At 71.1% G+C, this 26,385-nt stretch carries 27 protein-coding genes; 10 read left to right on the top strand and 17 right to left on the bottom strand.

All coding sequences use genetic code 11. The features are described from left to right. The first annotated feature begins 14 nt into the window (after positions 1-14). Positions 15-1,070, top strand: coding sequence for an Rv2578c family radical SAM protein (locus tag QZL85_RS09310; RefSeq protein WP_295576274.1), 1,056 nt, complete (start codon positions 15-17; stop codon positions 1,068-1,070). Between the two features lie 12 nt (positions 1,071-1,082). Here the strand turns inward: QZL85_RS09310 and QZL85_RS09305 are convergent, their stop codons facing one another. Beyond that, positions 1,083-1,766 (bottom strand): hypothetical protein, encoded by a 684-nt coding sequence (locus QZL85_RS09305; RefSeq protein ID WP_295576272.1) that lies wholly within the window; start codon positions 1,764-1,766, stop codon positions 1,083-1,085. A gap of 178 nt (positions 1,767-1,944) precedes the next feature. Next, positions 1,945-4,158: a DEAD/DEAH box helicase gene (locus QZL85_RS09300; protein WP_295576271.1), complete on the bottom strand. Its 2,214-nt coding sequence runs from the start codon at positions 4,156-4,158 to the stop codon at positions 1,945-1,947. Between the two features lie 302 nt (positions 4,159-4,460). On the opposite strand from QZL85_RS09300, the gene QZL85_RS09295 reads away from it, so the two are divergent. Further along, the gene (locus QZL85_RS09295; RefSeq protein WP_295576270.1) at positions 4,461-5,063 is read left to right on the top strand and encodes an antibiotic biosynthesis monooxygenase; all 603 of its coding nucleotides are present in this window, start codon (positions 4,461-4,463) and stop codon (positions 5,061-5,063) included. An 18-nt stretch (positions 5,064-5,081) separates the two neighbouring features. Here QZL85_RS09295 and QZL85_RS09290 read toward each other — a convergent pair whose 3' ends face one another. From QZL85_RS09290 to QZL85_RS09265, 6 genes are all read right to left on the bottom strand, one after another. Beyond that, a complete protein-coding gene (locus QZL85_RS09290; RefSeq protein WP_295576269.1) occupies positions 5,082-6,638 on the bottom strand; it encodes an amino acid permease in 1,557 nt (518 codons plus the stop codon). A 60-nt stretch (positions 6,639-6,698) separates the two neighbouring features. After that, a complete protein-coding gene (locus tag QZL85_RS09285; RefSeq protein ID WP_295576267.1) occupies positions 6,699-10,217 on the bottom strand; it encodes an efflux RND transporter permease subunit in 3,519 nt (1,172 codons plus the stop codon). A 103-nt stretch (positions 10,218-10,320) separates the two neighbouring features. Then, positions 10,321-10,698 (bottom strand): CrcB family protein, encoded by a 378-nt coding sequence (locus QZL85_RS09280; RefSeq protein ID WP_295576266.1) that lies wholly within the window; start codon positions 10,696-10,698, stop codon positions 10,321-10,323. Then, a complete protein-coding gene (locus QZL85_RS09275) occupies positions 10,695-11,123 on the bottom strand; it encodes a CrcB family protein (protein ID WP_295576265.1) in 429 nt (142 codons plus the stop codon). The genes QZL85_RS09280 and QZL85_RS09275 overlap by 4 nt, the downstream gene beginning before the upstream one ends. A 20-nt stretch (positions 11,124-11,143) precedes the next feature. Then, the gene (locus tag QZL85_RS09270; RefSeq protein ID WP_295576264.1) at positions 11,144-12,106 is read right to left on the bottom strand and encodes a DNA topoisomerase IB; all 963 of its coding nucleotides are present in this window, start codon (positions 12,104-12,106) and stop codon (positions 11,144-11,146) included. A 1-nt stretch (position 12,107) separates the two neighbouring features. Further along, complete coding sequence (locus tag QZL85_RS09265; RefSeq protein WP_295576263.1) at positions 12,108-12,377, bottom strand: Rho termination factor N-terminal domain-containing protein; 270 nt, start codon at positions 12,375-12,377, stop codon at positions 12,108-12,110. Positions 12,378-12,602: 225 nt separating this feature from the next. Here QZL85_RS09265 and QZL85_RS09260 point away from each other — a divergent pair, with 225 nt between their 5' ends. Next, positions 12,603-12,767 (top strand): hypothetical protein, encoded by a 165-nt coding sequence (locus QZL85_RS09260; protein WP_295576262.1) that lies wholly within the window; start codon positions 12,603-12,605, stop codon positions 12,765-12,767. Between the two features lie 63 nt (positions 12,768-12,830). On the opposite strand, the gene QZL85_RS09255 is transcribed toward QZL85_RS09260, so the two are convergent. After that, positions 12,831-13,592, bottom strand: coding sequence for a MerR family transcriptional regulator (locus tag QZL85_RS09255; protein WP_295576260.1), 762 nt, complete (start codon positions 13,590-13,592; stop codon positions 12,831-12,833). Positions 13,593-13,735: 143 nt separating this feature from the next. Here QZL85_RS09255 and QZL85_RS09250 point away from each other — a divergent pair, with 143 nt between their 5' ends. Both QZL85_RS09250 and QZL85_RS09245 read left to right on the top strand, forming a co-directional pair. Further along, the gene (locus tag QZL85_RS09250; RefSeq protein WP_295576259.1) at positions 13,736-14,611 is read left to right on the top strand and encodes a DUF4097 family beta strand repeat-containing protein; all 876 of its coding nucleotides are present in this window, start codon (positions 13,736-13,738) and stop codon (positions 14,609-14,611) included. A 1-nt stretch (position 14,612) separates the two neighbouring features. Beyond that, positions 14,613-15,236 carry a PadR family transcriptional regulator gene (locus QZL85_RS09245; protein ID WP_295576258.1) on the top strand — a complete coding sequence of 208 codons (624 nt, stop codon included), beginning with the start codon at positions 14,613-14,615 and terminating at the stop codon, positions 15,234-15,236. A 139-nt stretch (positions 15,237-15,375) separates the two neighbouring features. On the opposite strand, the gene QZL85_RS09240 is transcribed toward QZL85_RS09245, so the two are convergent. Continuing rightward, positions 15,376-15,915, bottom strand: a complete 540-nt coding sequence (locus QZL85_RS09240; protein WP_295576257.1) for a universal stress protein — start codon at positions 15,913-15,915, stop codon at positions 15,376-15,378. A gap of 149 nt (positions 15,916-16,064) precedes the next feature. Between QZL85_RS09240 and QZL85_RS09235 the strand changes: the two genes are divergently transcribed. Beyond that, positions 16,065-16,229, top strand: a complete 165-nt coding sequence (locus QZL85_RS09235) for a DUF3073 family protein (RefSeq protein WP_295576256.1) — start codon at positions 16,065-16,067, stop codon at positions 16,227-16,229. 36 nt (positions 16,230-16,265) lie between these two features. Here the strand turns inward: QZL85_RS09235 and QZL85_RS09230 are convergent, their stop codons facing one another. Genes QZL85_RS09230 through purM form a run of 3 tightly spaced genes read right to left on the bottom strand, consistent with a single transcriptional unit; the run spans position 16,266 to position 20,157 of the window. Next, on the bottom strand, positions 16,266-17,501 hold the full coding sequence (locus QZL85_RS09230) for a CynX/NimT family MFS transporter (RefSeq protein ID WP_295576255.1): 1,236 nt from the start codon (positions 17,499-17,501) through the stop codon (positions 16,266-16,268). A 53-nt stretch (positions 17,502-17,554) separates the two neighbouring features. Continuing rightward, positions 17,555-19,018 (bottom strand): amidophosphoribosyltransferase, encoded by a 1,464-nt coding sequence (gene purF, locus QZL85_RS09225; protein ID WP_295576253.1) that lies wholly within the window; start codon positions 19,016-19,018, stop codon positions 17,555-17,557. Between the two features lie 26 nt (positions 19,019-19,044). Continuing rightward, entirely contained in the window at positions 19,045-20,157 is a 1,113-nt protein-coding gene (gene purM / locus QZL85_RS09220) for a phosphoribosylformylglycinamidine cyclo-ligase (protein WP_295576252.1), read from the bottom strand. A 114-nt stretch (positions 20,158-20,271) separates the two neighbouring features. On the opposite strand from purM, the gene QZL85_RS09215 reads away from it, so the two are divergent. Beyond that, positions 20,272-20,877, top strand: a complete 606-nt coding sequence (locus tag QZL85_RS09215; protein ID WP_295576251.1) for a zinc-binding alcohol dehydrogenase — start codon at positions 20,272-20,274, stop codon at positions 20,875-20,877. Positions 20,878-20,880: 3 nt separating this feature from the next. On the opposite strand, the gene QZL85_RS09210 is transcribed toward QZL85_RS09215, so the two are convergent. Together QZL85_RS09210 and QZL85_RS09205 are read right to left on the bottom strand one after the other, a co-directional pair. Next, positions 20,881-21,198, bottom strand: a complete 318-nt coding sequence (locus tag QZL85_RS09210) for a potassium transporter Trk (RefSeq protein WP_295576250.1) — start codon at positions 21,196-21,198, stop codon at positions 20,881-20,883. A gap of 29 nt (positions 21,199-21,227) precedes the next feature. Beyond that, complete coding sequence (locus QZL85_RS09205) at positions 21,228-21,584, bottom strand: sterol carrier family protein (RefSeq protein WP_295576249.1); 357 nt, start codon at positions 21,582-21,584, stop codon at positions 21,228-21,230. 116 nt (positions 21,585-21,700) lie between these two features. Here QZL85_RS09205 and purD point away from each other — a divergent pair, with 116 nt between their 5' ends. Both purD and QZL85_RS09195 read left to right on the top strand, forming a co-directional pair. Beyond that, positions 21,701-22,972, top strand: a complete 1,272-nt coding sequence (gene purD / locus QZL85_RS09200; protein ID WP_295576248.1) for a phosphoribosylamine--glycine ligase — start codon at positions 21,701-21,703, stop codon at positions 22,970-22,972. Between the two features lie 17 nt (positions 22,973-22,989). After that, positions 22,990-23,868: a siderophore-interacting protein gene (locus QZL85_RS09195; protein ID WP_295576247.1), complete on the top strand. Its 879-nt coding sequence runs from the start codon at positions 22,990-22,992 to the stop codon at positions 23,866-23,868. A gap of 9 nt (positions 23,869-23,877) precedes the next feature. Here the strand turns inward: QZL85_RS09195 and QZL85_RS09190 are convergent, their stop codons facing one another. Next, complete coding sequence (locus QZL85_RS09190) at positions 23,878-25,362, bottom strand: DHA2 family efflux MFS transporter permease subunit (protein WP_295576245.1); 1,485 nt, start codon at positions 25,360-25,362, stop codon at positions 23,878-23,880. Further along, on the bottom strand, positions 25,359-25,988 hold the full coding sequence (locus tag QZL85_RS09185; protein ID WP_295576244.1) for a PadR family transcriptional regulator: 630 nt from the start codon (positions 25,986-25,988) through the stop codon (positions 25,359-25,361). The genes QZL85_RS09190 and QZL85_RS09185 overlap by 4 nt, the downstream gene beginning before the upstream one ends. Positions 25,989-26,049: 61 nt before the next feature. Here QZL85_RS09185 and QZL85_RS09180 point away from each other — a divergent pair, with 61 nt between their 5' ends. Beyond that, a complete protein-coding gene (locus QZL85_RS09180; protein ID WP_295576243.1) occupies positions 26,050-26,382 on the top strand; it encodes a hypothetical protein in 333 nt (110 codons plus the stop codon). Positions 26,383-26,385 lie beyond the last annotated feature (3 nt).

The raw sequence follows: 26,385 nt of genomic DNA, 5'->3' as shown, positions 1-26,385 counted from the left end.
GTTCTACTATGGGGATGCGGTGGCAGGGACAGGCGATCGGCGCGGAGGATGCCGCGGCCATCCCCGGCCTGGAGTCGATGGGGGGCTTGGTCCGCAGCGTCACGACGCCGGAGTTCCACGGCATGACCTTCCACGAGGTGCTCGCGAAGTCGGCGCTGAACCATGTGCCCGCCTCGTCGGCGATGCCGTTCTCGTGGACCGTCAACCCGTACCGGGGCTGCAGTCATGCCTGCGTGTACTGCTTCGCCCGCGGGACGCACGAGTACCTCGACCTCGACGCCGGGCGCGACTTCGACTCGCAGATCGTCGTGAAGGTCAACGTCGCGGAGGTGCTGCGGCGCGAACTCGCCAAACCGACGTGGCAGCGCGAGCCCGTCGCGCTCGGCACGAACACCGACCCGTATCAGCGGGCGGAGGGCCGCTACCGGCTCATGCCCGACATCATCGGCGCGCTCGCGGACAGCGGCACGTCGTTCTCGGTGCTCACGAAGGGGACGTTGATCCGCCGCGACCTCCCCCTGCTGAAGGATGCCGCCCGCGCCGTCCGCGTGCGGCTCGCGATGTCGATCGCGGTCCCCGACGAGGGTCTGCGCCATCTTCTCGAGCCGGGCGCACCGAGCTTCCAGGCGCGGCTGGACACCGTGCGCGCCGCAACCGAGGCCGGGTTCGCGGTCAACGTCTTCCTCATGCCGATCGTGCCGCACCTGACGGACGGCGTGGATGTGCTCGACGACGCCCTCGCCCGCATCGCGGCATCCGGAGCGGTGCACGTCGTCTTCGGCGCGCTGCACCTGCGCCCGGGCGCAAAGGAGTGGTTCTGGCAATGGCTTGAACGGGAGCGGCCCGACCTGGTGCCGGCGTACCGCGGCCTCTATCCCGGAGCGGCGGTGAGCGCGCCGGTCGGCTACCGGAAGTGGCTCTCCGCGCGGGTGCGCCCGCTGCTGCGTCGACACGGACTCCAGGGGGGACCCGAGGAAGAGGGCGAGGCGCCCACGCGTCCCGGTCCCCTCGTCGTCACCTCGCGCGGACGCGCGGCGGCAGCAACCGTCGCGGCACCGATGCTCTTCTGATCTGCGCCGATCTCACTCGTCGTTCGCGGCGCGCACACCCTCCAAGGCGGCGGCGGCGAGCTGGTTCGACGCGTCGCCGATGACCGAGCCGGTCACCGTCACCCACGCGCGATCCTCGAAGACGTACGTCACGGCCGTGAGACCGAGCTCGGTGTCGATCTCGCGGTAGAACGACACGCCCCCGCCGATGGAACCCTCCCGGAAGGTGCCGGCTCCGCGGAGAGCGGCGATCAGATCGTCACGCGCGGTCGTCGTGAGCTCCGCGGCGATCACAGCGAAGCCGCCGTCCGAGGCCGGGATCGCCCACGTGCACACGTCGGCCTGCACGGCAGCGCGCGCCGCGGCGGTCGCGGCGGGTCCGGCCATGAACTCGGCCGGGTCGACGTCGACCTCCATCGGCGCGGCGCGCTCGTCGAAGTGCGCCCGCACGATGTGCAGCGGGATGAGGTCCATGCAGGCCGGGAGCACGAGCGTCTCCGCGCCGGCCGTCGGCGTCGGGGTGGGGGTCGCTCCCGGGTCCGACGTGGGCGTGGCGCTGGGAGTCGCACTCGGAGTCGCGCTCGGAGAGGGAGTCACCGCGGTCGGCTCCGCCGAGGGTGAGGCGCTCGGCCCCGGCTCGGGCACGCACGCGGAGAGCAGCAGGGCCGCGCCGGCGAGCGCCGCCACGAGTCCGATGCGGACGCGAGTGGATCTCATGGCCCGAGCTTACGACGCGGCGCGCGCGACGCCGCGCGGTGCGCCGACGCATCCACCCCCGTGTCGAGGCCCGGCATCCACCGGCATCCCCCTGCGCCACAAAAGGGAAATCCCCCGCACAGGACCATTCCCGAGGGAATGACCTGCACAGGGGATCTCTCCTCCGCAGCGGATGCGATCAGGCGTCGACGTTCGCCAGCTGACGGCCGGCGATCTCCTCGAGCACGTCGTCGCCGGGGCGCGCGTCCTGGAACGGCGCATCGATCTCCGCGCGCTCGAGCATCTCGGTCATCTTGCGACGACGCTGACGCGTGATGAGCGTCACGACGGTGCCGGAGCGACCCGCGCGGCCGGTGCGGCCGGAGCGGTGCATGTAGGTCTTGTACTCGTCCGGCGGGTCGGCCTGGATGACGAGATCGATGTCGTCGACGTGGATGCCGCGCGCGGCGACGTCGGTCGCGACGAGGACGTTGACACGACCCGACGTGAGGCGCTCCAGGTTGCGCGTGCGCTTGGCCTGGTTGAGGTCGCCGTGGAGGGCGACCGCGTTGATGCCGAGGTCGTCGAACTGCTCGGCGAGCATCTCGGCGTACGCGCGGGTGCGGGCGAAGACGAGGGTCTTGCCGTCACGGTCCACGAGCGAGCTGAGGATGTCGGCCTTGTCGCGGTGATCGATGAGGAGCACGCGGTGGTCGATCGTCCCCGAGTCCTGGTCCTCGCCGGCGACCTCGTAGACCGCCGGGTTGACGAGGAACTCGTCGACGAGCGCGGCGACCTCGCGGTCGAGCGTCGCGGAGAAGAGCAGCTTCTGCGCGCCGTCCTGGACGAGGCGGAGGATGCGCTGCATCGGCTCGAGGAAGCCGAGCTCGCTCATGTGGTCGGCCTCGTCGAGCACGACGATGCGGACCTCGGAGAGGTCGAGCTTGCCCTGCTGCTGCAGGTCTTCGATGCGGCCGGGGGTGCCGATGATGATGTCGACGCCCTTCTTGAGCGCACCGACCTGGCGCGCCTGCGGCACGCCGCCGTAGATCTGCGTCGTGAAGAGGCCGACCGAGCGCGCGATCGGCTGGATCGTGCGGTCGATCTGGAGCGCGAGCTCGCGGGTCGGGGCGAGGATGAGCGCCTTCGGCTTGCGGCCGAACTCGCGGCGCTGACCGGCCTGCGCGCGCAGGGTCGACTCGACCAGCGGCGCGCCGAACGCGATCGTCTTGCCGGAGCCGGTGCGGCCCCGCGCGAGGACGTCGCGACCCTCGAGGATCGGAGCCACGGTCGCGGCCTGGATCGGGAACGGCGACGGGGCGCCGAGGTCGGCGAGGACGCGGACGATGTTGTCGCCGAGACCCAGCGACGAGAACGTCACATCGGCGACGGCCTCGGCCTGGACGGCCTCCGCCTGCAGCTTCTCGTGCACGACGTCGACGTGCGCCTCGTGGGCCTTGGACTTCGTCTCGGCGTTCCAGTCGGAACGGGCGGGGCGATCGAAGGAGCGCGCGGGGCGGTCGTCGCGGCGGGGACGGTCGTCGAACGAACGCGCGGGGCGGTCGAACGAGCGGGCCGGACGGTCATCGTTCGACCGGCGGGGACGGTCATCGAACGACCGCGCCGGGCGGTCATCGGTGCGACGCGGGCGGTCGTCGAACGAACGGGCCGGGCGGTCGAAGGACCGCGCGGGGCGGTCGTCGTTCGACCGGCGGGGACGGTCGTCGAACGACCGCGCAGGACGGTCCTCGGTGCGACGCGGGCGGTCATCGAAGGAACGCGCCGGACGGTCGAAGGACCGCGCGGGGCGGTCGTCGTACGAGCGGGCCGGACGGTCGTCGTTCGACCGGCGGGGACGGTCGTCGAACGAACGCGCGGGGCGGTCGTCGGTGCGACGCGGGCGGTCGTCGAACGAACGCGCAGGACGGTCGAACGAGCGAGCCGGGCGGTCGTCGGTGCGACGCGGGCGGTCGTCGAACGAACGCGCCGGGCGGTCGAACGAGCGAGCCGGACGGTCATCGGTGCGACGCGGGCGGTCGTCGCGGAAGGAGGGACGGCCGTCGCCGGGGCGGCGGTCGTCGCGCGACACGCGGTCGCCGCGGGCGGGACGCTCGTCGTACGAACGCGCCGGGCGGTCATCGTAGGAACGGGCGGGGCGATCGTCGGTGCGGCTGTGCGAGCGGATGCCGCGGGCCTCATCGCGACCGGCGCGCTCCTGCGCGGTCCAGCGCTGCTTCTTGGCGGCGTCGTCGGCCTCGGGCCGGAAGCCGCGGTGGCTGGGGCTCTTGCTGCCGGGCTTGCCGGCGGAAGCCTGACCGGGGCGCCGCTTGGCGTCCTGGTAGGAGGTCTTGTTGCCGTAGCGCGGCTCGAAGTTCTGAGCTCGGCCGCCGGCCGGTTTCTTGTTCTTGGGCATGGTGGTGTCCTTCTGGGTTGTCTCGTGCGAGAACAGCACTCCTCAGATCGCGCGCTCGCGCGGCCGCACATGCGGCGTGGAGTAGCCCGGACATCCGTCGGCCGGGGGCCATTCACAGTGATGGTCGTCGGAGCGGATTCGCTCCCACCATCGGCCCCTTGGACTCACAAACCCATCCGCGAGCACGTCGCGGTGTCCAGAGCCGACTGACCTACTGTACAGGTCGCGTCTGGGAGAGTGCCGACCACGCCAGCGCCCCACGCATGGACCGCGCCCACATATACGGCATCCAGAATGGAGTCATGCCGGACACCCACCCGATCACCGTCGCCATCGAACGTCGCATCGATCCCTCGCGCACTGCCGAGGCGACGGCGTGGATGCAGGCCGGCACCGACCTCGCGACATCCTTCCCGGGCTTCCTCGGCTCCGGCTGGGTGCGGGCCGGCGAGGAGAGCGACCTCTGGTACATGCTCTACCGCTTCCGCGACATCCCGACCCTCGAAGCGTGGGAGCAGTCCCCGCAGCGCGTGTGGTGGCTCGACTCCGGTCGCGCGTTCGCGCGGGAGGAGCGGATGGAACGCCGCAGCGGCATCGAGGGCTGGTTCGATGCGCCGTTCGCCACGCACGTGGAGTCCCACACCGTCGGCGAGGTCGCCGTCACAGGTCCGATCGTCCAGCCGGTGCGGCCGGCGCCGCCGCGCTGGAAGCAGGCGGTCGCCATCTGGCTGGGCTTCTTCCCCACGAACCTGCTCGGCACGTGGCTGCTCAGCTTCGTCCCGACCTTCGTCGACTGGCCGCTGTGGGCACGGCTCGCGATCAGCACCGCGCTCTTCACCCCGGTCATGGTCTATCTCGTGCTGCCGTGGGTGACGCGGATCCTGCGCCCCTGGCTGCAGCGCTGACCCGGGTCAGCTGGCGGGTCAGACGACGGGGTGGCTCCCCGTCCAGCCTTCGCGCTCGGCGGCGGCCTCCGCGATCCGCTGACGGAACGCGAACCAGCCGGCGATGAGCAGCGGGATGAGCAGGAGCAGCGAGGCCAGCACCCACCGGCCGGTCTCGGAGAACCCCATCGTCACGAGCACGAAGGCGAGGAAGGCGAGCGTCAGCCAGGCCGTGAAGGGCGCCCCGATGAGGCGGAACGCGGGACGCTGGATCCGCCCCTCCTTCGCCCATTTGTGGAGCTTCATCTGGCACAGGATGATGGTCGCCCAGCCGCCGATGATCCCGAGCGCCGAGACCTCGAGCACGATCTCGAACGCCTGCGACGGCGCGAGGGCATTGAGACCGACACCGAAGAGCGTGATCACGGCGGTGAGCAGGATGCCGCCGTACGGCACGCCGTTGCGGCTCATGATCTCGGTGAAACGGGGCGCCGATCCGTTGACGGCCATCGACCGCAGGATGCGTCCCGTCGAGTACAGGCCGGCGTTGAGGCTGGAGAGCGCCGCCGTCAGGACGACGAAGTTCATGATGGATGCCGAGACGGCGCCGGCCTCGGGAGAGCCGATGTGGGAGAAGAACGTGACGAACGGCGACTCGCCCGCCTTGTACGTCGTGAACGGCAGCAGGAGCGAGAGCAGCAGCACGGAGCCGACGTAGAAGACGGCGATGCGGACGACGACCGTGTTGACCGCGCGGGGCATGACCTCGCGCGGATTGGCGGTCTCCCCCGCGGCCGTGCCGACGAGTTCGATCGCGGCGTACGCGAACACCACACCGGAGATCGCCAGAACCGGTGCGATGGCACCCGTCGGGAACCAGCCGCCGTTGTCGGAGATCACCGAGAACCCGGTCGCCCCGACATCCGTCTGGCCGTTGAAGAGGAGGAAGACGATGCCGATGACCAGGAAGAGCACGAGCGCGGCGACCTTGATCAGCGCGAACCAGAACTCCATCTCGCCGAACACCTTCACCGAGACGAGGTTCAGGCTCAGCACGACGACGAGCGCGATGAGGGCGATCAGCCACTGCGGCACCGCCTGCAGCGGCTCCCAGTACTGCGCCCAGAACTTCACGTACAGCGCCGCGGCCGTGACATCGACGATCGACGTGAACGCCCAGTTGAGGAAGTAGAGCCACCCGGCCGCGTACGCCATCTTCTCTCCGTAGAACTCGCGCGCGTAACTGACGAACGAGCCCGACGACGGCCGGTGCAGTACGAGTTCGCCGAGCGCGCGCAGGATCAGGAATGCGAAGAACCCGCAGACGAGGTAGACGAGCACGAGCGACGGCCCGGAGCTCTCCAGGCGTCCGCCGGCGCCCATGAACAGGCCCGTGCCGATCGCGCCGCCGATGGCGATCATCTGGATCTGCCGCGACTTCAGGGTCTTGTGATACCCCTGCTCCTCGCTGGAGAAGTCCTGGACCGCGAGGGCGACGTCGCCGACGAGCTCCCGAGGATTCTCGAGAGCCTGCTCAGGGTCGTGCGCCGCATGACGCAACGCGTCTTCGCGAGAGTGGAACCGGTCGTCGGACATGACGCCTCCTCACACATCGTTACGAGGTGAGCGCCACGGTACTCCTGTCCGCGAGTGGCGTCAGTCCTGGCGGTGCTCGTCCTCGGGCCCGTCGTGCGCGGCAGCTGCCTCGGCGGCCTCGGCGGCTTCCGCATCCGCATCCGCGTCCTCGGCATCGACGTCGGCGGCTTCCGCATCCGCGTCCGCCACATCCGCATCCGCGTCCCACTCGGACGGACCGGCCTCAGCCACATCCGCGGGCGCTGCGTCCACCGGCGTCACCGGGATCTCGACGTCCGGGGATTCCTCGATCACGGGGTCCGCCACCGCGACATCGTCCGGAGCCAGGATGACGGCCGGCGCGGTCACGATCGGGATGCCGGCGGTCGCCGCGACCTCGAGGAGACGCCGCTCCCGACGGGTCGACGGCGCGTCCGCCGGCTCGGCACCGGCGAGCTCGGCACCCGCGAACCCGGCACCCGCCGGCACTCCGGCCAGGGCGGGGACACCATCCCGCGCGGCGCGTCGCGCCGCCCGACGCTCGCGGGCGCCCTCGACGAGGTTGTAGAGCGTCGGCAGCACGAGCAGCGTCAGCACGGTCGAGGAGATGAGGCCGCCGATCACGACGATGGCCAGCGGCTGCGAGATGAAGCCGCCGTGCCCCGTGATGCCGAGCGCCATGGGCGTCAGGGCGAAGATCGTCGCGAGCGCCGTCATGAGGATCGGACGAAGGCGTCGCGCGCCGCCGGCGAGGGTCGCGTCGTGCGCCGACAGCCCCTTGGCGCGGTACTGGTTCACGAGGTCGACGAGCACGATCGCGTTCGTCACGACGATGCCGATGAGCATCAGGACGCCGATGAGCGAGGCGACCCCGAGCGGCACTCCCGTCGCGATCTGCAGCAGGATGGCGCCGGTGGCCGCGAACGGCACCGAGATCAGGAGCAGCAGCGGCTGGCGCAGGGACTTGAAGGTCGCGACCATGACGATGTAGACGATGAGGATGGCCGCGAGCATCGCGAGGCCGAGCTGCGAGAACGCGTCGGTCTGCTGCGAGAGCACCCCGCCCACCTCGGCGTCGGCACCGGTCGGCAGCTCGACGTCCGCGAGCGCGGTCGTGACCGTCGCGGATGCCGCGTTGAGGTCGTCCGTCGACGGCGAGACCGTGACGGTCGCCGTCCGCTGGCCGCGCTGCGTCGTGATCGAGGTCGGGCCCTCGCTCTCCTCGATGGTCGCGACCTCGTCGAGGCGGATGAGCCCCGTGGAGCTCGCGATCCGCAGCTTCTCGAGCTCGGCGATCGTGTCGGGGATGGACTCGGCCTGCAGGTAGACGGTCAGCGCGGTGCCGTCGATCTCGACGGAGCCGATCTGGCGCGGCTGCATCGTGTTCGAGACGAGCGCTCCGACGGCGACCTCCGAGAGCCCGCGCGCGGCGGCGCCGTCGCGGTCGACGGTCACGGCCACGTAGGGCAGCGATGCGGAGAGGTTCGAGGTGACCTGCCCGACGCCGTCCTCGCCGTCGAGCGACGCGACGACCGCATCCGTCGCCTCCTGCAGGGTCTGGGAGTTCGGTGCCGTGACGTCGATCTCGATGTCGTTCGAGCCGAACCCGCCCTGGCCCGCGGAGACGGCGATCGTGCCGACGTCCTCGAGGTCGGCGACGGCCTCCTGCACGGCCGCGCGCACGGCGACCTGGTCGGCGTCCGGATCGGTCGTGATCGAGTACGTGATGCCGGCACTGCCGCCGGCGAACGCGTCGCGGATGGCCGAGCCGCTCGACCCGATCGAGGTCTGGACGGTCCGGATCCCGTCGACCGAGAGCAGCGCTTCCTCGACCGTCGCGGCGGCGGTGTCCTCGGCATCCAGACTCGGCGCCTGGCCGAGCTCCTGCGTGACGGTGAAGGTGTTCTGCCCGGAGTCGCCGAGGAAGTTCGTCTTCATGAACGGCGCGGCGGCGGCCGTGCCGCCGAGGACGAGCACGGCGAGCAGCAGCGTGACCCAGGAGTGCTTGAGGGTCCACCGGAGGATCGGCAGGTACGACCTCTGCAGGCGGGACGGCGGAGCGCCCGGGTCTTCCGGGTCGATCGCGCGTCCCGCGCCGTCGACGAGCTGCTTGCCGGGGCGCAGGAACCAGTACGCCAGGACGGGGACGATCGTGAGGGCGACCAGGAGCGAGGCCGACATGGCGATCGTGACGGTCATCGCGAACGGCCGGAAGAGCTCGCCCGTGACGTCTCCGACGAAGGCGATGGGGAGGAAGACGGCGACCGTCGTGATGGTGGATGCCGTGACGGCGGCGGCGACCTCGCGGACGGCGAGCAGGATGGCGGTGCGCTTGTCGGCATCCCCCACGTAGTGCCGCTTGATGTTCTCGATCACGACGATCGAGTCGTCCACGACGCGACCGATCGCGATGGTCAGCGCACCGAGCGTGAGGATGTTGAGCGAGTACCCGAACGCCTGGATGCCGACGAAGGTGATGAGCACGCTCGTCGGGATCGAGATCGCCGTGACGAGGGTGGAGCGCACCGACAGCAGGAAGACCAGGATGACGAGCACGGCGAAGAGGAGACCCAGGAGGCCCTCCTGCGCGAGCGCCTCGATGGACTGCTCGATGTAGGGCGCCTGGTCGAACACGATCGTGAATTCGGCGTCGTCGCCGATGGCATCCTGCAGGTCGGGGACGGCGGCCGTCACGAGACGCGATACGTCGACGGTGTTCGCGGACGGCAGCTTCGTGATCGAGATGGTCAGCGCCGGCTGGCCGTCGACGCGGGAGATCGAGGTGACGGGGTCCTGGCCGAGGGAGACCTCGGCGACGTCGGCGATCGTGACGGCGTCGCCCGCGAGCTGCTCCGCCGTGCCGGGCACGAGCGGTAGCGCGGCGATCTCGTCGACGGATGCCAGCTTCGCGCCGGTCTGCACGGTGAGCGTCTGATCGCCCTCGGTGACCGAGCCGCCCGGGAAGAGGAGGCCGTTCTGGTCCAGGGCGTCGGTGATGGCGGTCTGGGTGTACCCGGCGGCGGCGAGCGCGGCCTGGTCGGGGACGATCGTGACGCGCTCGCTCTGACCGCCGATGATCTGCGCGGCGCTGACCCCGGCGAGATCCTCGAGGTCGGGGATCACGCTCGCCTGCAGCTGCGATTCGATCGTGCGCTCATCGTCGTAGCCGGTGATCGCGAGCGCGATGACGGGCAGGTCGTCGAGGGAGAAGGAGACGACGTTCGGCTCGACGCTCTCCGGGAGGTCGCTCTTGATGCGGTTGATGGCCTGCAGGATCTTCTGCTCCGCCGTGGCGAGGTCGGTGCCGTACGTGAAGGAGGCCTGGATGATCGAGGCGTTCGTCGTGCTCGTGGCGATCGTCGACTCGAGACCGGGCACCGCCTGGATCGCCGTCTCGATCGGCGTCGACACGTCGTTGTTGACGACGTCCGGCGACGCGCCGGGATACGTCGTCAGCACGGAGAGCTGCGGGAACTCGATCGACGGGATGAGCTCCTGCTTGAGGCTCGTCAGCGCGAGGCCGCCGAAGATGGCGGCCACGATCGTGATGAGCGCGATGAGTGCGCGGTTCTTCAAGCTCAGGACGGCGAGATTCGACAAGGGGGGCCTTTGCGAGCGGGCGAGGAAGGGCCGCGGACGGCCGACCGATACACGGCTGTATCGAGGTTCAGTATCCCATGTCCGGCGCGGCGTTCCGCCGATCTCAGCGGGGCAGCAGGCCGCCCAGCATCAGGCCGATCGAGGCCGCCACGACGGCTGCGCCGAGCGTGCCGATCAGATTGAGCCAGGCCCAGTCCCGACGCCCGCGCTGCGCGAGCAGGACGGATTCGACGGAGACGGTGCTGAACGTCGTGAACCCGCCGAGGAGACCCACACCGGCGACGGCGAGCCAGCTCGGCGCGACAAGGGGGCCGAGCCCCGTGAGGATGCCCAGCAGAAAGGCGCCCGTCACGTTGACGACGAGGATGCCGAGCGGGAAGGCGCCCTTGCGCCCGCGCATCACGAGCCCGTCGACGATGTACCGCGCGCCGGCTCCGAGGCCGCCCGCGACGACGAGCGCCGCGATCTCCACGCCGTTCACTCGGCCACCTCGGGGGCTTCGACCTCGTCCGGGACGCCGGCGGCCCGCCGCCCGGCGATGAGCCCGACGCCGGCGGCGACAGCGCCGGCGAAGACGGAGACGGCGACCAGCAGCATCCCGACCACCGGGGCCGCCGTGAAGGTCGTCACGGCGTGCACCGCGAACGCGCTGTAGGTGGTGAAACCGCCGAGGACCCCGGTGCCGAGGAAGAGGCGCGCGGCCGGTCGGCGTTCGCCGAGCCCGCCGACCACGAGCCCCAGGAGGAAGGAGCCCAGGATGTTCACCGCGGCGGTCACCGCCGGAACGAGCAGGGGGTGACCGGCATCCAGCGGGAGAGTCAGCGCCGCGCGCGCACTCACGCCGACCGCTCCGCCGACGACGACCAGCAGGAGGGCGGCCGGCGAGAACCAGCGACCGGATGCCACATGCCCACGCTAGGGGCGGGTCACCCCAGAATCAGTGCACGGATCGCGGATTCCGGGGATATCGACGTGTCGAGGAGCCTGCCCTGCTCGTAGCGCTTGAACACCCGGGGGTCGATGTACGAGCTCTTCGCGACGGCGGGCGTGTTCCCGAGCGCCTCGGACGTCGCACGGACGGCGAGCACCAGCGCCTTCTTCCGCTGCGTCATGGTGTCGACGGGGCCGATCCGAGCCAGCGCGTCCGCGGCGAGGATCGTGCCGCGGAGCGTGCGGAAGTCCTTCGCCGTGAAGGTGCCGCCGGTCATGGTGCGGACGTACGCGTTGACCTCGCGGGGCGTCAGCGGCACGCGGCGCCGGCCGCGCTCGTACGCGAGCAGCGGAGACCTCGGGCGACCCGCCGCCAGCAGCTCCACGACGGCGGAGAGATCGGAGTCGTCGATCTGGAGTCGCTGGTGCTTGCCGCTCTTGCCGGGGAACTGGAGGCTCGTGATCGACCCGTCGATCGCCGCATCCCGCCGCAGCAGGGTCGTGAGCCCCCGGCTGCCGTGACGCTCGAGGTACCGCTCCGAGCCGACCCGGGGAGCGGCCTGGTCGAGGAGGCGGAACGAGACCGCGAGCACCCGCTCGAGGTCGAGGGCATCGCGGCGGAGCGAGGTCGTGACCCGGCCGCGCGCGCGCGGCAGCGACTCGGCCAGCTGCAGCGCCCGCGCATACTTGCCCTTGTCCCGGCCCGCGGACCACTGCGGGTGGTAGATGTACTGCAGGCGCCCGGCGTCGTCGATGCCGGTGGCCTGGATGTGCCCGTTGGGATACGGGCTGATCCACACGTCGCTCCACGCCGGCGGGATGACGAGCTCCGTGATGCGCTCGACGTCCGTCCGGGGAAGGGCGTCGCCGTCCGCATCGACGTAGCGGAACCCGGAGCCGGCGCGGACCCGCGTGAACCCGGGCTCCGCGCCCGGTCGGACTCTCCTCAGCCGCGGCACGTCAGTGGTTTCGCAGCATCGAGATGAGCCCCGCCTTGCGTGTGCCGGAGTAGCCGGTGAGACCGAGCTCCTTCGCGCGGGCCCGCAGGTCGGCGACGGTCCAGTCGTCGTAGTCTCCGGAGCTTCCTCCGCGGGCGCCGACGACCTTGCGGCCGTCGCGGGCTGCCGCGTTCGAGATGCGCGCGGCCTTCTCCTTCGATGCCCCGTCCTTGCGGAGCTCCTCGTAGAGCTCGGGGTCTTTGAGGCTGTTCGATCCACGTCCTGCGGGCATGGCCCCTCCTTCGACTCTCGACCGACGCTAGGGGATGCGGATGACGCCGAAGAGGGGGTTGACATGACTCCGCGCGCGCTCCGCACCCGCGCAATCGCGCGCTACCACCGGCGCGGACGCGGAGTCAAGGGGTGGCGCCATCTTCACGGCGGGCTTACGGTTGCCGTACATCAACGCGCTGCTCGTGCCGCTCACCCGGCGGTCATGAGAGAACGGGAGCAACAAATGAATCTGGCCCTGATCATCGTCATCGTGGTCGCCATCGTGCTGGCCATCGTCGGCGGTCTGAACACCGCCCTGAACTGGCTGCTGTGGGTCGCGCTGATCGTCGGCGTCATCGCCCTGATCGCGTTCCTGCTGCGCGTAGTCCGCGGCGGAAGCCGCACCTGATCCATCCAGCAAGACGCCCCCCGCACCTCGGTGCGGGGGGCGTCTTCTTTGTCGTGCGGGCGCTTACAGTCGCGCCTCCGCGTAGGCCCGGAGCGCATCCCGCACGAACCCCGCGCCCTCTTCGCCGCCGTAGTTCGCGGCGAAGCGCGGGTCCGCGACGTACATCTCCGCGAGACCCGTGACGTAGCCCTTCACATCACCGTCCGGATCGGCGGCGGGTGTGCCGGGGATGCCGGTGAGCCACGCCACGTGCCGCTCGGCGAGCGCCTGCGCCTCGGGGCTCGTCGGCTCGATGCCGCTGCCTGCGGCGGCGAGCCAGTCGCGGCCGAGCGACTCGGCATCCGCCTTCCACTGCGCTTTCGCCGTGTCGCTCATGCCCCGCCACCAGCGGTCGCCGTCGCGGTAGGCCTTCGCGCCCCACCCCTGCTCGACCTCATCCTTGTATTGCGTGTGGTCGAAGCCGTCGAACATGTCCTCTGCCATCAGTTCACCTCCCTCCCCTGCTGCGATGGTCGCCTGCACCGATGCGATCTGCCGCATGAGCCGCTCCTGCTCCCGGCGCAGCCAGGCCAGGTGCGCCTCGAGCGCGCGGCGCTCGTCGGTCTCCCGCGCGAGCACCTCGCCGATCTGCGCGAGCCCGAGCCCGAGTTCGCGCAGCAGGAGGATCCGCTGGAGGCGCACCAGGGCGACGGTGTCGTAGAACCGGTAGCCGTTTCCTCCGACGCGCGACGGCGGCAGCAGACCGAGCTCGCCGTAGTGCCGGAGGGTCCGGCTCGTGGTGCCGGCGAGCTTGGCGATCTGCTGGATCGACCATTCGTCTCTCATGCACGCAACGCTAGATCTTGACGTCACGTCAAGGTCAAGCGGCATGCCTGAGTTCTTTCCGTGAGCCCTTCCCGGATCGAGATATATCGTGTTATCTTCTGAACGCGATATATCTTGATCGCCCTCATTATTCAGGAGACATCATGACCCTCGAGAAGTGGATCATCCACCCGGGAGAAACCCGCGTCATCGACCTCGACGACATCCGCAAGCTCAAAGTCGGACTCGTCGGCGGCCAGATCGATGTGGTCGCCCACGACGAGCCCGGCATCCGCATCGAAGTGCACGCCGTCGCCGTCAAGGACCTCCGCATCGAAGCCAGCGGCGACATCGTGGAGATCGACCACGCGCAGCTGCGCTGGGACAACTTCCTCGAAGTGTTCCGCAACTTCGGCACGGGCGGCCCCAAGGCCGAGATCAGCGTCGCGGTCCCCCGCAGCATCGCGCTGAACCTGGGCGTCGTGAGCGCGAGCGCTCTCGTGTCCGGCCTCGCGACCGACGCCAAGCTCAACACGGTCTCCGGCGACATCATCGTCGACGGGCTGACCGGCGACCTGTCGGCGAACGCCGTCTCCGGCGACGTGCAGATCCGCAATCTCGAGGGGGCGCTGAGCGCGAACTCGGTGTCCGGTGACGTCGCCGCGACCGGCACGATCCGCAAGGCGACGATCGACACAGTCTCCGGCGCCATGCTCGTCGACTCCGTCGGCCCCACCGAGGCCGTGAACCTCAACACCGTGAGCGGCAACGCGACGGTCCGCCTCGACGACGGCCTGCCCGCCAATTACGTCGTCCGCAGCGTCAGCGGACGCGTGCTCGTGGACGGCATCAAGCGCTCCGGTCAGGGCACCGGACCCACGACGAACTTCAGTGGATCCGCCGGCGAGCTCAGCGGACGATTCGTCGATGTCCGCGCGAACTCCGTCTCCGGCGACGTCACGGTGCTGCGGCGCGAGACGGCATCCACCGCCTCCACGGCCCCCACGGCAGAGGACGCCCCGACACCGGAGGAGTGGTGACATGGCACCCGTCTTCTCGCACGGCGACCTGCGCCTCTACCTGCTGAACCTGCTCGACGAGTCGCCGCGCCACGGCTACGACCTCATGCAGGCGCTGTCCGACCGCACCGGCGGGACGTACACGCCGAGCGCCGGCACGGTGTACCCGCGCCTGGCGAAGCTCGAGGAGGAGGGCCTGGTCACCAAGACCGTCGACGGCCGCAAGACCGTCTACGCGATCACGGAGGCCGGCCGCGCCGAGGTGGCCTCGCGGTCCGGCGACCTCGAGGGCATCGAGGCGGGCCTGGCCGACAGCGTCCGCCTCATCGCGGACGAGGTGCGCGGCAGCGTCCGGGAGGCGATGCGCAGTCTGCAGGCCGACCTGGCCGCCGCGGCGCAGTCCGACCGGGAGGCCGCGAAGTCCGGCGCCCCCCGCGAGCCGGCGCCGGCGGACGACTCCCGCACGGCGTCGCGCGAGCAGCTGCATCGCGCCGACGCGGCGCTGTCGGAGTTCCGCGCGACGCTCCGCGCCGACCTGCGCACGCATGTCGCCCGCGGCGGGAACCTCGCGGCATCCGTCGTCGACGAACTGACGTCGGCGCTCGATGAGGCGACCCGCGCGGTCACCCGCGGCCTGCGCGGCTGACCGCGGTCGACCACGCGCCGCCGAGAAACCACTTCCGGCATGAGAAACCACTTCTCCCGTGGTTTCTCATGTCAGGAGTGGTTTCTCGCGTGGATGCCGGGCAGCCGGCGGATGCCGTCGGGCCGGCGCGGCGCGGGCGCTACTCCGCGTCGGGCCAGAGCGGCTCGTCGTCGGGTGCCGGCTCGCCGAGCGGGACGACGAGGATCGGGCGCGGCTGCCGGTGCGCGAGACGCGCGGCGACCGAGCCCGTGAAGAACTCGCGGATCGATTCGCCGATGCCGCGGCGCCGCGTGCCGACGACGATGAGACGCGCGTCGGACTGCTCCGCGAGGTGCTTGATCGCCATGGCCGGGTCGCCCACCAGCTGCCGCACCGACCAGTCGACGCCGCTGCCGGCGAGGTGCTCCTCGGCCATCTGCCGCACCTGCGCGAGCTGCGCCTCGCCCGAGGCGATGTCCATGTCGATCGGCGCGGAGTGCACGTACCCGTCGGGGTCCTCGTAGGTGACGAACCGCGTGACGTCGACATGGGCCACGATGAGCGGCGCGCCGAAGAGCTTGGCGTACCGGGCGCCCTCCTTCAGGACCCGCGAGGGCTGGTCCGGGATGGCCCCGACGATGACCGCGTGGGCCGGTGGTGGCGTGGTCGCCCCGGCATCCGTCGTCGTGTCATCAGCCATGTCCGCACCGACCTTTCTCGCCTGCCTCGAGCCGCGAGCGCCCATGCGCGCCGTGGTATCCTGAATGCTACTCTGACCGGCCTCGAGCCGGATTGTGAACGCGACGGGCCTGCCGCACAGCCCGCGACTCGGAAATGAGGGGGTCTCGCATGGGGCGTGGCCGTCAAAAGGCGAAGCACACCAAGATCGCTCGCGAACTCAAGTACGACACCTTCAACGTGAATCTCTCTGCGCTGGAGAAGGAACTCGGGCACCCCGAAGACGAGCAGTACGTCGACAAGTGGGCTGACGAGTACGAAGGCGAGAAGGCGTAAGGCCGCTCTCCTCATCGCGTCGCCGCGCGGCGACGCTCATTCCCACGCGCCGTGGCGGCGCTCCCACTCGTCCTCGATCGTCCGCGGCCGCGCCACGCTGATGCCGGCCGGGATCGCGACGGCCACGACGACGGCCAGCAGGATGAGCGGGCCCGTCCACGCGTCGGTCGCCTCGTGCAGGATCCCGACGGCGAACGGGATGCCGGCGGCGAGCGCGTAGCCGACGCTCTGCACGAATCCGCTCAGGGCGACGGTGGCCTCGTGCGTCCGCGTCCGCAGGCTGATCATCACGAGCGCCAGCGGGAAGAAGAGTGGCGTCGTGCCGATCAGCGCGACCCACAGCCACGTCGCCGTACTCGGCGCGAACAGGAGTCCCGCGACACCCGCGAAGCCCGCGAGCACGGCCACCGTGAACAGGGCAGGCACGGATCGGTAGCGGACGACGAGGACCGGGACGACGAGGGATGCCGGCAGGCCCATGATCGCGAAGAGCGACAGCAGCGCGCCCGCCTCGGCCGGCGTCACCCCCGCGGTGTCCACGAGCAGGGACGGCAGCCACGCGAAGGACGTGTACGCGATCGCGGACGAGGTGGCGAACGTGATGGCGAGCGCCCAGGCGAGGGGCAGCCGCCACAGCCGCCCCAGCACGCCCGGACTCGCCTCCTCGATGTCGGCCAGGTGCGGATCCGAGCGATGGCGCACGAGCAGGGTGATCCACGGGATCGTCGCGAGGAACGCGAACACGGCCCACATGCCGAGCGAGAGGCGCCACCCCGCCGCATCCGCGACCGGCACGGCGAACAGCGGCGGCAGGAACGTCGAGAACGCCATCGTCGTGGAGTACAGCGTCGTCATCAGCCCGATGCGGTCGGGGAAGTACTTCTTCACCAGCGGTGGCAGCAGGATGTTGCCCATCCCCGCACCGGCGAAGATGAGCGCCGTGCTCAGCACGAGGGACGTCGCGTCACCGGCCAGGCCGCGCGCCACGAGACCAGCGGTCACGATCGCGAGCGAGATCACGCTCGTCCGCTCCAGTCCCCATCTGCGCTCGAACTGCGGGGTCAGGATGCCGAAGAGGGCGAAGCACACCGGCGGCGCCGTGCCGATGAGACCGATGACCCATGCCGGGACGGGAATATCGGCCTGGATGTGGTCGACGACCGGCGAGAGCGACGCGACCGCCGAGCGCAGCGAGAAGGCGAAGAGGACGATGCCGAGAAGCGCGAGGGTGCGACCCTGCCAGACGGGGCGGGTCGGCGCGGAGTCGGTCACCGGTCCAGCCTAGGTGCGGAGGGGCGCGGCCCCGACCGACGCGGACCGAGCGGTCAGGACTCCTGCGAGCCCTCGACCCACGCGAGGTACTCGTCGCTGACCGTGCCGGTGACGTAGCGGCCGTCGAAGCAGCTCATGTCGAGGTCCTCGACATCGGGCGAGCCCTCGAGGATCGCGGCCTTGAGGTCGTCGATCTCCTGGTAGACCAGGTAGTCGCAGCCGAGCTCCTCGGCGATTTCCGGAATCGTGCGGCCGTGGGCGACGAGCTCCTGCCGCGAGGGCATGTTGATCCCGTACACGTGCGGGAAGCGGACGGGCGGTGCGGCGGAGGCGAAGGTCACGGACTTCGCCCCGGCATCCCGTGCCATCTGGATGATCTCCTTGGAGGTCGTCCCGCGCACGATCGAGTCGTCGATCAGCAGCACGTTCTTGCCCTTGAACTCGCTCGACATCGCGTTGAGCTTCTGCCGCACGCTCTTCTTGCGCACCGCCTGGCCCGGCATGATGAACGTCCGCCCGATGTAGCGGTTCTTGTAGAACCCCTCCCGGTATTCCAGGCCGAGCTTCCGCGCCACCTGCATCGCGGCGGGGCGGGACGAGTCCGGGATCGGCATGACGACGTCGATCGAGCCCTGCGGCGTGTACTTCGCGATGGTGTCGGCGAGGCGCTCGCCCATCCGCAGCCGCGCCTCGTACACCGAGATGCCGTTCATCTCGCTGTCCGGGCGCGCGAGGTAGACGTACTCGAACGAGCACGGGGCGAGGCGCGGGTTCGCCGCGCACTGCTTCGTGTGCAGTCGTCCCTCGAGGTCGATGAAGACCGCCTCGCCCGGGGCGACGTCGCGCACGACGTCGAAGCCGCCGTTCTCCAGCACGAGCGACTCGGAGGCCACGATCCACTCGTAGTGGCCGTTCGCCGCCTTGCGCGTCCCGAGGATGAGCGGGCGGATGCCGAACGGGTCGCGGAAGGCGAGCAGCCCGTAGCCGGCGATGAGCGCGATCGACGCGTACGAGCCCTCGACGCGCTCGTGCACGCGGGCGACCGCGTGGAAGATCTGCTCCGGGTCGAGCTCGAGTCCGGCGATCGAGGACTGCAGCTCGTTGGCGAGGACGTTGACGAGGAGCTCGGTGTCGGAGCTCGTGTTGAGGTGCCGACGGTCGTTGTGGAACAGCTCCTCGGTCAGCTCGCGCGTGTTCGTGAGGTTGCCGTTGTGCACGAGCACGATGCCGTAGGGGGCGTTGACGTAGAAGGGCTGCGCCTCCTCCTCGCTGGATGCCGTCCCCTTCGTGGCGTAGCGCACATGGCCGAGCCCGATCGTGCCGAGGAGTGCGCGCATGTCGCGCGTCCGGAACGCCTCGCGGACCATGCCGCGCGCCTTCGCGAGGTGGAACACCCCGCTGGGTTCGGCCGTCGCGATGCCCGTCGAGTCCTGCCCGCGGTGCTGGAGGAGCAGCAGCGAGTCGTAGACATCCTGGTTGACGTGTCCTTGACCGACGACGCCGACGATTCCGCACATATTGCTACTTGGCCATTCCGTGTTGCTCAGTCAGATTCTGCATAGCTGCCGACGAGGCGGACGGCGCCGCCGTCGACGCCCTTCGCGCCCTGCTCGTACTCGCCCTCGGGCCGCGTCGCGGTCGAGACCTCGCCGACCTGCCAGGTCGCGATGCCGTCGGCGGACAGCGCGGAGATCGCGGCATCCGCCTGATCGGCGGCGACGACGGCCAGGAACCCGACGCCGAGATTCCAGGTGCCCTCGGTCTGCTCGAGCGACAAGTCGCCGAGGTCGGCGAGCACGCGGAAGACGAGCGAGGGCGACCAGGTCGAACGGTCGACGTCGACCCAGGCCTCCTGCGGCAGGACGCGGGCGAGGTTGGCCGCGATGCCGCCGCCGGTGACGTGGCTGAGCGAATGGATGCCGCCGCCGAGCGCCTCGATCGCGCGCAGCAGGGGCGTCGTGTACAGGCGCGTCGGCTCGAGGAGCTGCTCGCCCCAGGTGCGGCCGAAGTCGGCGGCGTGGCCGCCGTAGCCGATGCCGGCCCGCGCGACGATGTGGCGGACGAGCGAGTAGCCGTTGGAGTGCAGGCCGCTGGAGGCCAGTGCGAGCACGACGTCGCCGCTCTGCACCCGCTCGGCGCCGAGCACCTCGTCTGCCTCGACGATGCCGGTCGCCGCGCCGGCGACGTCGTAGTCGTTGACACCCAGGAGGCCCGGGTGCTCCGCCGTCTCGCCGCCGACGAGGGCCGTGCCGGTCGCGGCGCAGCCGTCCGCGATGCCGCGCACGATGTCGGCGATGCGCTGCGGGAACACCTTCCCGCACGCGATGTAGTCCGTCATGAAGAGGGGCCGCGCGCCCACGACGACGATGTCGTCGACGACCATGCCGACGAGGTCCTGCCCGATCGTGTCGTGCTTGTCGATGGCCTGCGCGATCGCGACCTTCGTGCCCACGCCGTCGGTGCTCGTCGCCAGCAGCGGGCGCCGGTAGCCGGTCAGGGCGGAGGCGTCGAAGAGGCCGGCGAAGCCACCCACACCGCCGAGGACTTCGGGGCCATGGGTGCGCCGGACAGCCGATTTCATCAACTCGACGGCGAGGTCTCCCGCCGCAGTGTCGACGCCGGCTTCGGTATAGGGATTGTGGGGAGTCGAGGCCACGCGATCAGCCTACCGGCCCGTCGGCCGCCCCCGCGCCGCCGCGATCCTCAGCGGGCCCCGCCGGACATGCTCCCGCCCCGTCGGCGCGGGCATCCGCCGCCATAGGATGTGGACATGAACGCCGGAGGACCGGAGTGGGTCGTGCGCGAGGAGGCCGGGTTGCCGGTGCTCGTCATGCTCTACCTGCGCCAGGTGCTCGGCATCCGCTCGCCGGAGGAGCTGCCGCATCTGCGCGGCATCCCGAGCGGCCTGCCGCGGGCGGAGGAGGAGCAGTCCGTCCTGGAGCGGCAGTGGCGGGCCGTCTGGGCGATGACGGTCGAGCCGCAGGCGCATCCCTCGCCCGTGCCCCTCGATCTGGTCGACGGGTTCGACATGCTCATCGCGCTGCCCACCGAGGGGTATGACGAGCTGCGGGACGCGATCGGACCGTTCGGCGAGGATGCCGTGGACTACGCGCGGCACGCGCACGACCGGTACCGTGCGACGGCGCACGTCGGGACGGGCACGTCGTACCGCGCCTACGCGAGCGCCATCGCGCAGCACGAGCGGCACATCGGCCGCCGGGCCCACTCGTTCGAGTTGAACGTGCAGGTGCTGCCGCTGGCTCAGCGCGGCGTGTGGTGGATCGGGTCGCTCACGATCGCGGTGACCGACAGCCTGCGCGGGGATGTCGTCGCGTTCGACGCGGCGATCGGCCCGGTCATCGCGGACATCGCGTAGCGGTCACTCCTCGTCGAGGAGGTGCTGGTGGTCGATGAGGACGTCGCGCGTGCGGCGGCTGAGCCGGCGGTCGAGGATGAGCGCGACGGTGATGCCGATCGCCATCCCGATCGGGATGCACACGAGGATGAGGAAGCCGAACACCTGACCGGTCGAGTAGGTGACGCCCGCGTCGCTCGTGGTGGAGGTGCCGTCGAACGCGAAGGTGAGGACGAGGGCCACGAGGAGGCCGAGCGCGGCGCCCGCCGCCAGGAACGCCCCGTACCGGGGGCTGCGGCGCAGTCGCGCCGTCTCGATGTGCTCCGGAGCGGGATCGGTCATGGCATCCATTGTCCCACCGCGCGGGGCGGTCATGGCCGCAGCGGGAGGAGTTCTTGGAGGTCGGCGCGCGTCCCGGAGGCGAGGATGCGTCCGCCTGCCACGGCGTCGGCCCAGGCCTCGGCGCCGGTCGCGAGCGCGATCCACGTCGCAGGGTCGGTCTCGACGACGTTCGGCGGCGTGCCGCGCGTGTGCCGCGGCCCCTCGACGGCCTGCACGGCGCCGAACGGCGGCACCCGCACCTCGACAGAATTGCCCGGGGCCTTCTCCGCGAGCAGCTGCAGGAGATAGCGGACCGCCGTCGCGAGATCGGTCCGGGCCGGTGCCGCGGCGCCGGCGACCGCGGCGAGCGCGGCGCGACCGTCGTCCGTGGAGATCCTGCGGGGCATGCCGACCACGGTACCCGCACCGTGACTCCGCCCGAAGGCGACGGATCCGGTCCCGCGGACGCCCGATGACGACCTCAGGCGGAGTTGTGGCGCATCGTCGTCGGTAGGCTGGCAGGGTGAGAATCCTGGTCCTCGGTTCGGGCGCGCGCGAGCACGCCATCATCCTGGCGCTGCGCGCCGAGGACGCGGGGCACGAGGTGTTCGCGGCCCCCGGCAACGCGGGCATCGCGGCCGACGCGACGCTCGTGACCGCCCTCGACGTCACCGCCCCCGGCGCCGTGACGCAGTACGCCGACGACGAGCGGATCGACCTCGTCATCATCGGCCCAGAAGCGCCCCTCGTCGCGGGCGTCGCCGACGCGCTGCGCCGGCGCGGCATCCCCGTGTTCGGTCCCGGCAAGGCCGCGGCGCAGCTCGAGGGCTCCAAGGCCTTCGCGAAGCGCATCATGGAGGCCGCGGGCGTCCCCACGGGCCGCGCGGTCCGCGCGCACACCCGCGCCGAGGTCGAGGCCGCCCTGGACGAGTACGGCGCCCCGCACGTGGTGAAGGCCGACGGCCTCGCCGCCGGGAAGGGCGTCGTTGTGACCGACGACCGCGAGGCCGCGCTCGCGCACGCCGACGTGTACCTGCCGAGCGGTCCGATCCTCGTCGAGGAGTTCCTCTCCGGCCCGGAGGTCTCGCTCTTCTTCGTCTCCGACGGCGACACCGTCCGGGCGCTCAGCCCCGCACAGGACTTCAAGCGCGCCTACGACGGCGACGCCGGCCCGAACACCGGCGGCATGGGCGCGTACTCGCCGCTGCCGTGGCTCGCCGGCGCCTTCGGCGGCGAGGAGGAGTTCGTCGCGGAGGTCACCCGCACCGTCGCGGAGCCCGTCATCCGCCAGCTGGATGCCGAGGGCACGCCGTTCATCGGGCTGCTGTACGCCGGCCTCATCCTCACCGAGCACGGCATCAAGGTCATCGAGTTCAATGCCCGCTTCGGCGACCCGGAGACCCAGGTCGTGCTGGCCCGCCTCGTGACGCCGCTGTCGAGCCTGCTGATGGCCGCGGCGAGCGGCCACCTCGAGGACGAGCCGGCACCGCAATTCGCCGAGGCGGCCGCCGTCACCGTCGTCCTCGCGAGCGAGGGCTACCCGGAGGCGCCCGTCACCGGGCGTCCGCTGCACGGGCTGGATGCCGCCGCGGCCGTCGACGGAGTCCACCTCGCGCACGCCGCCACGGCCGAGCGGGACGGTCAGCTCGTCGCGACCGGCGGGCGGGTGCTCAACGTCGTCGCGCTCGGCAACACGTTCTTCGAGGCCCGCGAGCGCGCCTACCGCGCCCTCGCCGAGATCACGCTCGAGGGGTCGCACCACCGCACCGACATCGCGGCGCAGGTCGCGGAGTAACCGGGCGGGGAGCTCACATGACGGATGCCGCGCCGCTGCGCCGCCCTGGGCGACCAGCCGAGGACCCGACCTCGCCGTTCCACCGTGCCGGCGGTCGCCATCGGTTCACGGCACGCGACGCCGTCGTCACGGCGGTGAGCCGGCCGGTCGACGAGTTCGTGCGGGTGACGCTCTCCGGACCCGACTTCCACGACTTCACGAGTGCCGGACCGAGCGACCACGTGCGGGTGTTCTTCCCGGATCCGGTCACCGGCGAGCTCGTCGCCCCGACCGCCGCCGGCCCGGCGGAGGACGGCATCCTCCGGCCCGATCGCCCCATGATCTCGCGCGACTTCACGCCCCTGCACGCGCGGGAGGACTCCTCCGGCACGCGCTCCGTCGACATCGACCTGCTGCTGCACGACGACCCGGGGCCGGCCGCCGCGTGGGCGGCGCGCGCGCAGGTCGGAGACCGGCTCGTCGTCGTCGGCCCGCGCGGCTCGAAGGCCGCCCCGCAGGGAGCGCCCCGCGTGCTGTGCGTCGTCGACGGGACGGCCCTGCCGGCCGCCGGACGGTTCCTCGCCGAGGTGCCGGCCACGACCGAGGTCGACGTCATCGCCGACATCCCCGGCGACCTGGAGTGGGTGCGCACCTACCTCGCGCAGGAGGGCGGGCGGACCGCATCCGTCACCGCCGCAGGCGATGACCTCGTCTCCGCCGTGCGGGATGCCGGGATCGACGCGGGCACCTATGTGTTCGCCGCCGCGGAGGCCGGACGGCTCGTGGCGCTCCGCCGCCACCTGCGCAACGACCTCGCACTGCCGCGCGCGCAGTACGCGATCAGCGGGTACTGGAAGGCCGGGCTCGCGGGCTTCGACCACCACGCGCCGATCGACCCGGACGACCCGGAGGACTGACCGCGGGGCTCAGCGCTCGAGGTGCGCCGGGCGGCGCAGGAACAGGACGGCCACCGCGCCGACGAGCAGGGCTGCGGCGGGCAGCAGGGTCGCCTGCGCCATCGCGGTGGAGAAGCCGTCGGCCACGAAGTCCGGCAGCGTGCCGGAGCCGAAGCCGACCTCCGCGTCGCCCGCGCCCGGAAGGTTCGCCTCGAGGCGGCTCTGCATGAGCACCGCGATCGAGGCCGAGCCGATCACCGAGCCGACCGTCCGCATCGTGTTGTAGACGCCGGATGCGGCGCCCGCGAGCCGCGGGTCGAGTTCGCGCGTCGCGGTGGTCGCGAGCGGTCCCCACATGCCGGCCTGCCCTGCGCCCAGGAGGAACGACGGCAGCAGGAACATCCAGATCTCGGTCCCGGTGTTCATCAGCAGCGCGTACCAGACGAGGGCGACGGCGGCGACGAGGAGGCCCGGGACGAGGATGACGCGGGGGTCGACGCGGTCGAGGAGCCGGCCCGCGAGCGGCGAGAGCACACCGGCGGCGAGCGCCATCGGCACGAGGAGGAGGGCCGACTCGGTGGGCGTCAGTCCGCGGGCGAGCTGCAAGAAGAACATGAGGGGCAGCGCCATCCCCGAGGCCATGAACCCGACGGTGACGATGCCGATGCCCGACACTGAGAAGTTCCGGTTGTGGAAGAGCGACATCGGCACGAGCGGCTCGCTCCGCGTGCGGAACTGCTGCCAGACGAACCCGGCGAGCACGACGACACCGCCGATGATGAGCGCCCACACCCACGGAGCCCAGTCGTAGTGCTCCGCCTCCTGCAGGCCGAAGACGATCAGGAACAGCGCGATCGCGCTCAGGACGACGCCGACGATGTCGAACCGGTGCGCGTGCGTCTCGAGCTCGGGCACGAGGATCCAGGCCAGGACGAAGCCGATGATGCCGACGGGGATGTTGACGAAGAAGATCCACTCCCAGCCGAGGCCGTCCACGAGGAAGCCGCCGGCCAGCGGGCCGACGAGCATCGCGACACCGGAGGTCGCGCCCCAGAGCCCCATCGCCGCGCCGCGGCGCTCCGGCGGGAACGTGCGGGTGATGACCGCCATCGTCTGCGGCGTCATCATGGCCGCGCCGAGACCCTGCACGGCGCGCATGCCGATCAGCATCTCGAGCGACGAGGAGAGACCACAGCCGAGCGAGGCCAGCGTGAACACGGCGAGTCCGACGAGGTAGACGCGGCGCGGGCCGAAGCGGTCGCCGAGGCGGCCCGTGATCAGCAGCGGCACGGCGTACGCGAGAAGGTAGGCCGAGGTGACCCACACGACGTTGTCGAGGTTCCCCGAGTCGGGGTCGAGGGCCGCCTTGATCGCCGGGTTCGCCACCGACACGATCGTGGTGTCGACCAGGATCATGAAGAACCCGATCACGAGCGCCCAGAGTGCGGGCCAGGGGTTGCGGGCGGGTGCGGGCGGTGCCCCGCGCGGAGCGGTGCGGGTGGCGGGGTCGGTCATGAAAGCACGCTTTCTCGGTAGGCGGTGAGGGTGTCCCGCGTGGCGGCGGGGAGCTCGTGGACGCCCCAGGCGGTGCCGGGGTCGGCGAGCCGCGCGAGGAGGGTGTCGAGCCACACGAGGTCGGCGTCGAGCAGGGCGACCTCGCGGTCGAGCTCGACGAGGAACTGGAAGGGCACGCCGCGGCCGTCCGCGGCGGCGAGGCCGGCGCGGAGGTCCTCGCGATGCGCGGTGAGCTCCGCACGGCGACGGGTGAGCAGGTGCGTCGCATCCGGCCGGGGCAGGACGTGCGCCTCGGCGAGCGCGACGCGGAACTCGAGGAGGTTGTCGATGCGCGGCAGCTCGCGGCGGATCCAGGCGACCGATGCCGCGCGGCCGGCATCCGTCAGCGCGTAGGTGGTGCGCTCCGGGCGGCTGCCGTGCCGGTCGACGCCGACGGCCACGATGAGCCCATCCCGCTCGAGCCGCCCCACGGCGTGATAGAACGTGCCGTTCGCGACGCTGACGAGGCGGTCGTCCCGGCGCTCGCGGATGAGCCGCCGCATCTCGTACGGATGCATGTCGCCCTCGCGCAGCAGCCCCAGCACGACGACGGCCAGCGGGGTGAGACGTGTGTGGGAATCCGGCATCCTGCTCCAATAGTCCAGATGGACTATACCCCGCGTCGGCGGGTGCGGCTATCGTGCGGGCATGACGGATGACGGTGCACGCGCCCGAGCGCTCTTCGATCCGATCGCCGACGCCTACCTGGGACGGGATGGCGTGGACATCGGGCCGATGTTCGGCAGCGAGGGCCTGCGGATCAGGGGCAAGGTCTTCGCGTTCGTCGGCCACCGCGGCGGTCTGATCGCCAAGCTGCCGGAAGCGCGCGTGACGGAGCTCGAAGCGGCGGGCGTCGCGGAGCGCATGGTCATGCGAGAGCGCGCGATGCGCGAATGGGCTTTCGTCGGTCCGGAGCGGGCGGATCTCTGGCGGCCGATCGTCGACGAGGCGTTCGCGTTCGTGGAGGGGATGACGCCGTAGCGG

Source organism: uncultured Microbacterium sp. (assembly GCF_900078385.1).
Classification (GTDB): Bacteria; Actinomycetota; Actinomycetes; order Actinomycetales; family Microbacteriaceae; genus Microbacterium.
This window is presented reverse-complemented; position numbering and strand designations above follow the sequence as displayed.

Bases quoted from the DNA above. Each gene is read 5' to 3' on its own strand.
- QZL85_RS09255 (WP_295576260.1), bottom strand. From the start codon at position 13,592: ATGAGAGACGAATGGTCGATCCAGCAGATCGCCAAGCTCGCCGGCACC.
- QZL85_RS09195 (WP_295576247.1), top strand. From the start codon at position 22,990: ATGACGGATGCCGCGCCGCTGCGCCGCCCTGGGCGACCAGCCGAGGAC.
- QZL85_RS09215 (WP_295576251.1), top strand. From the start codon at position 20,272: ATGAACGCCGGAGGACCGGAGTGGGTCGTGCGCGAGGAGGCCGGGTTG.
- QZL85_RS09260 (WP_295576262.1), top strand. From the start codon at position 12,603: ATGAATCTGGCCCTGATCATCGTCATCGTGGTCGCCATCGTGCTGGCC.
- QZL85_RS09190 (WP_295576245.1), bottom strand. From the start codon at position 25,362: ATGACCGACCCCGCCACCCGCACCGCTCCGCGCGGGGCACCGCCCGCA.
- QZL85_RS09305 (WP_295576272.1), bottom strand. From the start codon at position 1,766: ATGAGATCCACTCGCGTCCGCATCGGACTCGTGGCGGCGCTCGCCGGC.
- QZL85_RS09205 (WP_295576249.1), bottom strand. From the start codon at position 21,584: ATGCCCCGCAGGATCTCCACGGACGACGGTCGCGCCGCGCTCGCCGCG.
- QZL85_RS09295 (WP_295576270.1), top strand. From the start codon at position 4,461: ATGCCGGACACCCACCCGATCACCGTCGCCATCGAACGTCGCATCGAT.
- QZL85_RS09210 (WP_295576250.1), bottom strand. From the start codon at position 21,198: ATGACCGATCCCGCTCCGGAGCACATCGAGACGGCGCGACTGCGCCGC.
- QZL85_RS09250 (WP_295576259.1), top strand. From the start codon at position 13,736: ATGACCCTCGAGAAGTGGATCATCCACCCGGGAGAAACCCGCGTCATC.
- QZL85_RS09185 (WP_295576244.1), bottom strand. From the start codon at position 25,988: ATGCCGGATTCCCACACACGTCTCACCCCGCTGGCCGTCGTCGTGCTG.
- QZL85_RS09300 (WP_295576271.1), bottom strand. From the start codon at position 4,158: ATGCCCAAGAACAAGAAACCGGCCGGCGGCCGAGCTCAGAACTTCGAG.
- QZL85_RS09180 (WP_295576243.1), top strand. From the start codon at position 26,050: ATGACGGATGACGGTGCACGCGCCCGAGCGCTCTTCGATCCGATCGCC.
- QZL85_RS09310 (WP_295576274.1), top strand. From the start codon at position 15: ATGCGGTGGCAGGGACAGGCGATCGGCGCGGAGGATGCCGCGGCCATC.
- QZL85_RS09290 (WP_295576269.1), bottom strand. From the start codon at position 6,638: ATGTCCGACGACCGGTTCCACTCTCGCGAAGACGCGTTGCGTCATGCG.
- QZL85_RS09265 (WP_295576263.1), bottom strand. From the start codon at position 12,377: ATGCCCGCAGGACGTGGATCGAACAGCCTCAAAGACCCCGAGCTCTAC.
- QZL85_RS09245 (WP_295576258.1), top strand. From the start codon at position 14,613: ATGGCACCCGTCTTCTCGCACGGCGACCTGCGCCTCTACCTGCTGAAC.
- QZL85_RS09240 (WP_295576257.1), bottom strand. From the start codon at position 15,915: ATGGCTGATGACACGACGACGGATGCCGGGGCGACCACGCCACCACCG.
- QZL85_RS09235 (WP_295576256.1), top strand. From the start codon at position 16,065: ATGGGGCGTGGCCGTCAAAAGGCGAAGCACACCAAGATCGCTCGCGAA.
- purF (WP_295576253.1), bottom strand. From the start codon at position 19,018: ATGTGCGGAATCGTCGGCGTCGTCGGTCAAGGACACGTCAACCAGGAT.